10 protein-coding genes are annotated in these 9,840 nt (G+C 69.5%); 8 read left to right on the top strand and 2 right to left on the bottom strand.

Going from position 1 to position 9,840, the window contains the following annotated elements; translation table 11 throughout:
• Positions 1–406: thiamine pyrophosphate-dependent enzyme (locus tag WFH44_RS14125; RefSeq protein WP_336714551.1), on the top strand; the 406-nt coding region annotated here is incomplete at its 5' end.
• 81 nt (positions 407–487) lie between these two features.
• Here WFH44_RS14125 and WFH44_RS14120 read toward each other — a convergent pair.
• On the bottom strand, positions 488–2,278 hold the full coding sequence (locus WFH44_RS14120; protein WP_336714550.1) for an NAD(P)/FAD-dependent oxidoreductase: 1,791 nt from the start codon (positions 2,276–2,278) through the stop codon (positions 488–490).
• A 164-nt stretch (positions 2,279–2,442) separates the two neighbouring features.
• Here WFH44_RS14120 and WFH44_RS14115 point away from each other — a divergent pair, with 164 nt between their 5' ends.
• Complete coding sequence (locus WFH44_RS14115) at positions 2,443–3,807, top strand: GAF domain-containing protein (RefSeq protein WP_336714549.1); 1,365 nt, start codon at positions 2,443–2,445, stop codon at positions 3,805–3,807.
• A gap of 108 nt (positions 3,808–3,915) precedes the next feature.
• On the opposite strand, the gene WFH44_RS14110 is transcribed toward WFH44_RS14115, so the two are convergent.
• A complete protein-coding gene (locus tag WFH44_RS14110; protein WP_336714548.1) occupies positions 3,916–4,755 on the bottom strand; it encodes an aldo/keto reductase in 840 nt (279 codons plus the stop codon).
• A 78-nt stretch (positions 4,756–4,833) separates the two neighbouring features.
• Between WFH44_RS14110 and WFH44_RS14105 the strand changes: the two genes are divergently transcribed.
• The 6 genes from WFH44_RS14105 (at position 4,834) to WFH44_RS14080 (ending at position 9,830) form a co-directional block, all read left to right on the top strand.
• The gene (locus WFH44_RS14105; protein WP_336714547.1) at positions 4,834–5,139 is read left to right on the top strand and encodes a hypothetical protein; all 306 of its coding nucleotides are present in this window, start codon (positions 4,834–4,836) and stop codon (positions 5,137–5,139) included.
• Between the two features lie 53 nt (positions 5,140–5,192).
• The gene (locus WFH44_RS14100) at positions 5,193–5,813 is read left to right on the top strand and encodes an L-threonylcarbamoyladenylate synthase (protein WP_336714546.1); all 621 of its coding nucleotides are present in this window, start codon (positions 5,193–5,195) and stop codon (positions 5,811–5,813) included.
• A gap of 123 nt (positions 5,814–5,936) precedes the next feature.
• Positions 5,937–6,533, top strand: coding sequence for a hypothetical protein (locus tag WFH44_RS14095; protein WP_336714545.1), 597 nt, complete (start codon positions 5,937–5,939; stop codon positions 6,531–6,533).
• 75 nt (positions 6,534–6,608) lie between these two features.
• Positions 6,609–7,160 carry an RNA polymerase sigma factor gene (locus WFH44_RS14090; RefSeq protein WP_336714544.1) on the top strand — a complete coding sequence of 184 codons (552 nt, stop codon included), beginning with the start codon at positions 6,609–6,611 and terminating at the stop codon, positions 7,158–7,160.
• On the top strand, positions 7,157–7,996 hold the full coding sequence (locus WFH44_RS14085; RefSeq protein WP_336714543.1) for a hypothetical protein: 840 nt from the start codon (positions 7,157–7,159) through the stop codon (positions 7,994–7,996). The genes WFH44_RS14090 and WFH44_RS14085 overlap by 4 nt, the downstream gene beginning before the upstream one ends.
• A gap of 55 nt (positions 7,997–8,051) precedes the next feature.
• Positions 8,052–9,830, top strand: coding sequence for an alkaline phosphatase D family protein (locus WFH44_RS14080; RefSeq protein ID WP_336714542.1), 1,779 nt, complete (start codon positions 8,052–8,054; stop codon positions 9,828–9,830).
• The last annotated feature ends 10 nt before the right edge of the window (positions 9,831–9,840 follow it).

The following is a 9,840-nucleotide window of genomic DNA, read 5'->3' as shown; positions in this document are numbered from 1 at the left end:
CGGCTCCATGGGCTACTCGATCCCCTCCGCCGTCGCCGCCTCGCTGGCCCATCCCGGCCGCCGCGTCGTGACCATCGCCGGTGACGGCGAGTTCCTCATGAACGGCCAGGAGCTGGCCACCGCCGCCCAGTACGGCGCCACCCCGCTGGTCATCGTGATGGACAACCAGGAATACGGCACGATCCGCACGCACCAGGAGCGCCACTACCCCGAGCGGATCTCCGGCACCCAGCTGAAGAACCCGGACTTCGCCCTGATGGCGCAGGCCTTCGGCGGCTTCGGCGTCCGCGTCGAGCAGGATGCCGACGTCCCCGCCGCCGTCCAGGCCGCGCTGAAGGCCATCGACGAGGACAAGACCTTCGCCCTGATCCACCTGATCGTGGACCAGCGCGTCAAGGCGTACTAGTAGATAACTCCGGCTGCCACCGGCGACGGCGGCGCCTCCCCTGCCCGGGGAGGCACCGCCGTCGCCGTTTCCGCCGTCCTGTCAGCGGGCGTGGTGCGATTCCTGCAGTTCGTAGACCGGTGTCGGCAGGCCTTCCATCCGCGCCTTGAGCTGGAGCGCCAGGTAGTTGGAGTAGTGCCGGCTCTGGTGCAGGTTGCCGCCGTGGATCCAGAGGTTCTCCACGTTGGTGGGCTTCCACATGTTGCGCAGTTCCCCTTCCCACGGCCCCGGGTCCTTGGGGGTGTCCGAACCGTAGCCCCAGCACTTGCCGACACGGTCCGCCACCTCGGGCGAGACCAGGTCGGCCAGCCAGCCGTTCATCGAACCGTACCCGGTGGCGTAGACGATCAGGTCGGCCTCGAGCTCGGTGCCGTCCTGGAGCACCACGGCATTGCCGGTGATCTTGTCGACCTGCCCGGCGGCCAGCTTGACCCGGCCGTCGATGACCAGCTGCGAGGCGCCTACGTCGATGTAGTAGCCGGAGCCCCGCCTCAGGTACTTCAGGAACAGCCCGGAGCCGTCCACGCCGAAGTCCAGTTGGAAGCCGGCGTCTGCCAGCTGCGCGTAGAACTCGGCGTCTCGCTCCGCCATCTGCCGGTACACGGGAATCTGTGCCTCCGGCAGGATCCGGTACGGCAGCGAGGCGAAGAGCATGTCTGCCTTCTCGGTGGTGATGCCGTTGGCCAGCGCCCGCTCCGAGTACAGGTCTCCGAGCGCGAGGTCCATGAGCGACTCGCTTCGCGAGATGTGGGTCGAGGAACGCTGGACCATCGTCACGTCCGCACCGTGCTCCCACAGATCGGCGCAGATGTCGTGGGCCGAATTATTGGACCCGATGACCACGGCCTTCTTGCCCGTCCAGTCACCGCCGCCGGGGTGCTGCGACGAGTGGTGCTGCTGGCCAAGGAACGAGTCGGCGCCGTCGAACGCCGGGACGCTGGGGTAGCCGGAGACGCCGAGGGCGAAGACGAGCTGCTTGGGGCGCAGGGTGACGGGCTCGCCCTCGCGGACCACGTCCACCACCCATTCGCCGGCCGCCTCGTCGAACCGGGCCTTGGTGCACTCGGTACCGGACCAGTAGTTGAGCTCCATGATCCGGGTGTAGTACTCGAGCCAGTCGCCGATCTTGTCCTTGGCGGCGAAGACCGGCCAGTCGTCCGGGAATTTCAGGTACGGCAGGTGGTCGTACCAGACCGGGTCGTGCAGGTGCAGGGACTTGTACCGGTTGCGCCACGAGTCCCCCGCGCGCTGGTTCTTTTCCACCACGATGGTCGGCACGCCCAGCCGCCGCAGGCGGGCAGCCAAGCCGATGCCGCCCTGTCCCCCGCCGATGATGACGCAATAGGGCTGCTCCTCGTAACCCAGCCGGGCCTCCTGCTCCTCCTTGAGCTCCAGCCATGACTTGCGGCCCTTGGTGATCCGATGGGCCACGCCCTGTTCGCGGTTCGGCCCCTTCTTCTCTTCGAAGCCCTTGAGCTCCTGCATCGTGGTCAGGAGCGTCCAGCACTTGCCGTTTCGCAGCCGCAGGTGGGCCCACCCCCGGGCGGCGTCCGTCTCGAAATGGACCCACGCTTCGGTGGCCGCTTCGTCCCCGCTGGCATCTTCGGCCAGCTTCCAGCCGGAAGGACGCACGTCCGCCAGCCGTGACTCGAGCATCCGCCTGATGTCGTCCTTGCCTTCGAGGGTCTTCAGGTTCCAGGTGAAGGCGACGAAGTCCCGCCAGTAGCACTCCTCGTCGAAGAGTTCGAGTGCGCCATCGATGTTGCCCGCCTGCAGGGCCGCGTCGAGGTCGCTCAGCCATGCCTGGGCGACGGCGTTCGGTGATTCCGCCATATCCACTCCTTGTCATTAGATCGGGCCGGTCGGGCTCGCAGCGGCAGTGCCAGTGCACGTATGCTGTTGCGGGACGTGATCGACGTCACCATTCAAGGCCAGCGGGGGTTGCAGCGGCGTTGCATGCGCGCCGCTTGGCAGCGGGTACGGGGAAAGGAGCGCCAGTGCCTGGCATTCGGCACGGGAACGGCGGATCCACCGCAACGGGGCCGGCGGCGCCGGAATCCGGGCTGCGGTTCACCTCGCCGTCGGAATACGACCGGCTGCTGCGCACCGCCCACGAACAGGTCATCAGCGGTTCGTTCCGGCCCGAAATCCCGTCCGGTCTCGTGGCATCGTGGCGCCGTTCCATGGCGATGGGCATCAGCCCGGACCAGCACAGCCCCAGGCATTTGCACGAGCCGACGGCCGTGGCGGAATTGCGGCGCACGCACCCGCTGCAGGCCGCCGTCCCGGCACTGGCCGACCTGCTTGCGGACGAGGGGCCGGAGGGGCGCCACCTGCTGATCATTACGGACGCCCAGGGCGAGGTCCTGTGGAGGATCGGCGGGCGAAGCGTGCTCCGCAAGGCAGATTCGCTGGAGTTCGTCGAAGGGGCCGACTGGTCCGAAGCCGGCATCGGCACCAACGCCATCAGCGAGGCGCTCACTACGGGTAACCCCGTTCAGCTCTTCTCAGCCGAGCACCTGGTCCGCACCCATCACGATTGGGCCTGCACGGCCGCGCCCATCAGGGATCCGCGGACCGGCAGGCTGCTGGGGGTGCTGGACGTTTCCGGGCCGCTGGAAACCCTGACCACCGACAGCCTGCGGATGGTGCGCTGCGGCGTCCGTGTCGCCGAGGAACTGCTCGCCAGGGAGGCCCTCAAAATACCTGCCAATGACGACGGCGCCGTCCGGGCTTCCGTTCCCGCCGCGCCTTCCGGTCGGGCTGCGGGGCCCGCCGGAGTCGGTTCGCTGGAGCTGCTGGGCGACCACCCGGCGGCCGTCTTCGTGGATGGCCGGCGCGTGCCGCTGACCCTGCGCCGGGCGGAAATCCTCGCGCTGCTGGAATCGCGGCGCCAAGGCTGGAGCGCGGACGAGCTGGCCTTCGCGCTCTACGGTGACTCCGGGACTGCAGCGACCATCAGGATCGAGATGCACCGCATCCGTGCCGCACTCGGCCCGGTCATCGATTCGAACCCCTACCGCCTGGCGCCCGGCCTGGCGGGAGCCTCCGACGCCTGCCGCGTCCGGCACCTGCTGGCCAGCGGCGAGGTCGGCCTTGCCGTCGAAAGCTACCGGGCTCCCTTGGTGAGCCGCTCCGCCGCGCTGGCGGTCGAGGAGCTGCGCCACGAACTCGATGTGGCGGTGGCGGACTCCGTCCGGGCGAGCGGCTCCGTGGAGGCCATCACCGCCTGGCTTTCCTCGGACATGGGCTCGGGGGATGTGGAAGCCCTGGCCGGGCTGCGGCGGCTCATCGGCCCGGAGGACCCGCGCTATCTGGCCTTCCGCGCGCGCAGCGGCCGGCTTCAGCGGGCCTTGCTCTAAGGGCCTCGCCGACCCGGCCTCACCAGCAGGCCTTCACCACGCCGGGCCGGGCTTCACGCCACAGCGGGGAGCCGCCGGCGGCGGCTCCCCGCTGTGGGCGCTTACGGCCTAGGCGAAGTCCGCCGTGGCCGGGTCCGCGCCGATGCGCCCCGCCGAACCCTTGTCGAGCGCGTCGATGGCGGCGATGTCCTCGTCCTCCAGCACCACGTCGAGTGCGCCAAAGTTCTCGGCGATCCTGGCCGCCGTGACGGTCTTCGGGATCACGACGTTTCCCAGCGCCAGGTGCCAGGCGATGACGACCTGTGCCACGCTCGCGCCGCGCCGCTCCGCGATGTCGCGCAGCGTGGCGTCTTCCAGCAGGCCCTGCCCCTGGCCAAGCGGTGACCAGGCCTGGTGCAGGATGCCCTTCTCCGCCTCGAAGGCGCGCAGTTCCGCCTGGTTGAAGTAGGGATGCGTCTCGACCTGGTTGATGACCGGAACGACGCCGGTCTCCGCAATGATTTCCCGAAGGGCGTCCGTCGTGAAGTTGGAGACGCCGATGCTCTTCACCCGGCCCCGCCGCTGAAGCTCGATGAGCGCCTTCCAGGTGTCCACGTACTTGCCCTGCTTCGGCTGCAGCCAGTGGATCAGGTAGAGGTCGAGGGTTTCCAGGCCCAGCCGCTCCATGGATTCATCGAAGGCCCGCAGCGTGCTCTCGTAGCCTTGGTCCGCGTTCCAGAGCTTCGTCGTGATGAACAGCTCGCTGCGGTCCAAGCCGGACGACGCGATGGCCCGTCCCACGCCCTCTTCGTTGCCGTAGATGCGTGCAGTGTCAATGTGGCGGTAGCCGGCGCGGAAGGCCTCGCCGACGACTTTCTCTGCCACGTCGTCCTCGACCTGCCAGACACCGTAGCCAAGCTGCGGGATGGTGCGGCCGTCATGGAAGGTCAGGAGGGGAGACTCGGTCATGGTTCTCTGCGATGTAGTCACGGGGGCGACAACCGAAGTAGCTTGGAGAATATTTCATCGGCACGTCAGGAGCGTCCATTGACTACCCACGGAGAGCACTTCGCCGTCTTCCAGAAACAGCTGCCCGGAGCCATTGCACCGCCCCTGCGCATCTACCGCGGCCAGCCGGGCCTCCTCGCCGAGCAGTTGGCCGAAGCGCTGGATAACCCGGAACTGCTCGCCGGCAACTGGGAACTGGTGCACACGTTCGCGCGGCCGGCAGCCAGCGCGGACGACGCCGCCAGCCAGCTGCGCGGCGACGCCGCCCTGCGCTGCGAGCCGGGGAACGAGATCGACGCCGGCGCCTGGCAGATCCTTCCCTTGCCGGGCTTCCGGTTTGCCTAGCCGGCCCTCGGCCTGAGGTTCACGTTTCGGCGGTCCGGCCCTAGGCTTTCGACATGGCCAGATACTTCGACGTACACCCGCAGGACCCCCAGCCCCGCACGATCGGGCAGGTTGTCGAGCTGCTGCGCTCCGGCGGGCTGATCGCCTACCCGACGGACTCCTGCTACGCGCTGGGGGCGCTGCTGGGCAACCGCGAGGCGCTGGACCGGATCCGCCTGGTCCGGCAGCTCGACAGCAAGCACCACTTCACGCTCGTCTGCAAGGACTTCGCCCAGCTGGGCCAGTTCGTGAACATCGACAACAACGTGTTCCGCAGCATCAAGGCCGCCACCCCGGGTCCCTACACCTTCATCCTGTCGGCGACCAAGGAGGTGCCGCGCCGGATGCTGCATCCGAAAAAGAAGACGGTCGGCGTACGCATCCCCGACCACAGGGTGGTCCATGCCCTGCTGGATGAGCTCGGGGAGCCGCTGCTGTCGAGCACGCTGCTGCTGCCGGACCAGGAGGAGCCGCTCACCCAGGGCTGGGAAATCAAGGAGCGGCTCGAACGCCAGGTGGATGGCGTCGTGGACTCGGGCGACTGCGGGCCCGAGCCGACCACGGTCGTGGACTTCTCGAACGGCTACGCGGACATCGTCCGGCGCGGCATGGGAGACCCTTCCCCCTTCGAGTAACGGGCCGCGAAAAAATAATCACGGAACCGTAACCTTGCACCTCTCCGCCTCGATTAGTCGGGTGTACGGGCACGCCGCGGGCACTAGCCGCGGCGCCGCCGTCGCCAATAATTGAGGAGATCCATGACCAACCGTTTCCGTACCCTGAGCCTGCCCGCCAAGGGCGCCGCACTGGCCGCCATCATCGCCGTCGGCGGAGCAGGCGCAGCGGTGGCCGCACCGGCCCTGACCAGCGCTCCGGAGAACGTAAGCGCCGTGACTCCGGCCGTCCCCGCCACCCCGGCCGTCTCCGCCGAAGACGCGGAGCAGGCAGTTCCGGCCGTTCCGGCGACCCCCGCCGGGACCGATGCGAAGGCCAAGGCCAAGACCGACGCGGCCGCAGAAGTCGAGGCCGGCGAAGAAGGCGTCGAGGTCGAAGCCAACGCAGGGACCGAGGCTGCCGCCGAAGAAACTGCTGGCGAAGAGGCCGCTGGCGAAGAGGCCGCGGCCAAGGTCGCCGCGGGCGCGGACGTGAGCCCGGCCGTTCCTGCGGTCCCGGCCGTTCCGGGCACCGACGGCGAGCCGGCCGTCCCCGCGACCCCGGCCATCCCGGCCGCTCCGGAGCTGCCCGAGTCCGCCAATGCCGGCGCCCAGGCGAAGATCGATGCCCGCACCGACGCCGCCGAGCTGCGCGCCGAGACCGGCGTGCCCGTTTCCGGCAGCACCAACGCCGGAAAGTAACTCGCGTCCGGGCCGGCGCGGGCGGCTACACTTGATGCCGCCCGCGCCCGCCCGAACAGATGTAAGGACCCTGTCTTGAGCTCAGCGCTTCCCGATGACGTGGTGACGGCCGCGCAGTCCGGGGACGCTGCTGCCTTCAGCCGGATCTACGCCGCGCTGGCACCCGGGGTCAACGGCTACCTCAAGGTACGGGGGCTCGAGGACCATGAAGGCGCCGCCCAGGAAGTCTTCCTCACGGTGTTCTCGCGGATCGGCTCGGTGCACGGCGGCTTCCAGGGCCTGCGAACGTTTACCTTTTCCGTGGCACACGCCCGCTACGTCGACGACGTCCGCAGGCGCGCCCGCCACCCGCACGTTTCCGGCTACGACCCTGGCACGGACGTCCGCGCGGTGGACTCGGCGGAGACCGCCGCGCTGGAATCGCTCGACGCGAGCGGCATCGGCCAGCAGCTCAAGCAGCTGAAACCGGAGCAGCAGGAAGTGCTGCTGCTGCGGGTAGTGGCCGACCTGTCGCTGGAGCAGGTCGCCGAAATCATGGGCCGCTCCACCGGCTCCATCAAGCAACTGCAGCGCCGCGCGCTGCTCAAACTCAAATCGATTGTTGAACGGGAGGAGGCCCTGGTATGAATCGTGCAGTGAGCCATAACGACGACGACGTCCGCCAACTGCTGGAGGAAGCCGGCCTGGAGCAGACGTCTGTCCTCGAGTCCTCCCTGATGGCGCTCCGGGCAGCGGGCCACGAACCCATGCAGGCCGCGCCCTCCCCCGAGCTGCTCGCCTTCATGGGCCCTGCGGCCGACCCATCGTCCGAGCCGTCGCTGGTGGCAGAGGTCATTCCGTTCCGCCGCCGCCGGACGGTGCGCGGGGTGGCGCTGGGCCTGGCCGTCGTCGCCGCCACGGGGCTGGGCGTCTCCGGCGTTGCCGCCGCGAGCCCCGGATTCCGTGCCGCAGCCGGAACCGCGGTGGAGCAGGTGGTTGGCTTCTTCGACCCGTCGGAGGCAGGCCGGCAGGCAGTGCCCTCGACCGATGGGAAGCCCGGGGATCCGGATGGGCCGCAGCAGCCCGCCGGCGGAACCAGCGGAAACCGCTCCGATTCCGGCCCGGCGGACCGTGGAACCGCAGGTTCCGGCGCTGGGGCGGGGGAACCTGCCGGCGGCAGCCGTTCCGCCGATGAAACCGGCCTGGACGCCTCGGACTCCGGTGCCGGCCGCTCCGGCAATCAGCCAGCCCCTACCCCGCTTCCGGAGCAGGCCGGCAACGGCGCCCTTACGGATCCCGGCAGCATTCCGGCCGAGGCCGGCGACACCGCGAAGAAGCTGCTGGAAGGTGCCCGCGGAACGCAACCCTCCGACGTCGTACCCTCCATCCCGGCAGACGACGCCCTGCCCGCACCCGCCAGGCCCGACGGCGGTGTGAAGGACCTGCCGGCGCTCCCCAAGGACGCCCCGGCATCGAATCAGTAGCATTTTCCGCTTCCCGCGCTGGTTGAACTGCCTGCCCAGCGGGTACAAATGATGCATGGGGAAAGCCCCGCTGGTCCTCGGACCGATGATGAGGCATGTCGATGCGACCTCGGCGAGCATCTGGGTGGAAACGAGCGAGGCCGCCCGGGTGGTGGTCCGCGCCGGGAACCGGAGCTGGCAGGCCGGCACCTTCACCGTGAGGGGCCACCACTACGCCCTGGTGGAAGCCGACGGGCTCGAACCCGGCTCGTCGACCCCGTATAGCCTGGAGGTCAACGGGGCCCAGGCCTGGCCGGAACCAGGCTCTTCCTTCCCGCCGCCGGTCATCCCCACCCTGGCCGAGGGCAGGCCGCTGCGCCTGGCCTTCGGTTCCTGCCGCACCAGCACGGACCACGGAAAATCCGGCAACCGCACCCACGGCGTGGATTCGCTGCGGGCCTTCGCGCTCCGGCTGGCCCGCGAGCCCGAACACCGGCGGCCGGACCTGCTGCTGTTCCTCGGCGACCAGGTCTACGCGGACTCGACCACCAAGGAGATGCAGAAGTTCATCCGGTCCCGCCGCGACATCAAGGAGCCTCCGGGGAAGGAACTGAAGGACTACGAGGAGTACGCGGAGCTGTACCGGCTGGCCTACTCGGACGAGGCCAACCGCTGGCTGCTCTCCACGGTGCCCAGCGCCATGATCTTCGACGACCATGACGTGCGCGACGACTGGAACGCCTCGCTGAGCTGGAAGCGGAAGATGGAGGCGACGTCCTGGTGGCAGGGGCGGATCGTCGCCGGCCTGGCGTCCTACTGGGTCTATCAGCACCTCGGCAACCTCTCCCCCGCGGAGCGTGCGCAGGACCCGCTCTGGCGGCGGATCGCCGCACACCGGGCAGGAAGCGGCGACGGCGGGGACCGCGAGCTGGACCTCAACGAGGACCTCGAAGCATTCGCCGACAGGGCCGACAAGGAGCCGCGCAGCTACCGCTGGAGCTACTGCCGGGACTTCGGTTCCACCCGGCTGATCGTCGTGGACTCGCGCGCGGCCCGCCAGCTGGCCCCGGATCGCCGGGCGCTGATCGACGAGGACGAGCTGGCCTGGCTCGATGAACGGCTGCAGGGCGGGTTCCGCCACCTGCTGATCGGCACGTCGCTGCCCTTCCTGCTCCCGCCCGGCCTGCACCATGTCGAGTCCTGGAACGAGGCGATGAGCGAAGGGGCCTGGGGCCCCCGGGCAGCCTGGATCGGCGAACGGCTGCGGCAGGCCATCGACCTGGAACACTGGGCGGCCTTCCAGAACAGCTTCCGCGAAGTCGCCGGACTGGTGCAGGAGGTGGCGGACGGCCGGCGCGGCGCCGCTCCCGGGATCATCGCGTTCCTCTCCGGGGACGTGCACTACTCCTACGCCTCCGAGGTCCAGCGCTCCGCCGGCAGCCGGATCGTCCAGGCGGTCTGCTCGCCCATCCGCAATCCGCTGCCCCGGCTGATGCGCTCTTTCACCGCGGTCATGTCCTACGGCGTGGCCACTCCCGTCGGGGCGCTGGTGGCCCGCTCCATCAAGGTGCCCCGGCCTCCGTTCACCTGGCGGGGCCTGAGGGGCCCCTGGTTCGACAACAACCTGGCCACCCTCGAGGACACCGGGAACGGCCTGGCCATCCGGTGGGAGAAGGGCGAGGCGGACCGTAGGGACTATGAGCATCCGCGGGTGCGCGAGGTGGCCAGCGTGCTGCTGGAGCCGCGCCGGGCGGCCGGGCCGCAATCGGCGCAGCCGCCAGCACAACCCCCAGCACAACCGTCGGCACAGCCGTCCGGACGGCCGGCGCACCGGTCCGGGCCGCTGCAGAACTGAGGGGCCGGCG

This window comes from Arthrobacter sp. USHLN218, from assembly GCF_037144715.1.
Classification (GTDB): domain Bacteria; phylum Actinomycetota; class Actinomycetes; order Actinomycetales; family Micrococcaceae; genus Crystallibacter.
This window is presented reverse-complemented; position numbering and strand designations above follow the sequence as displayed.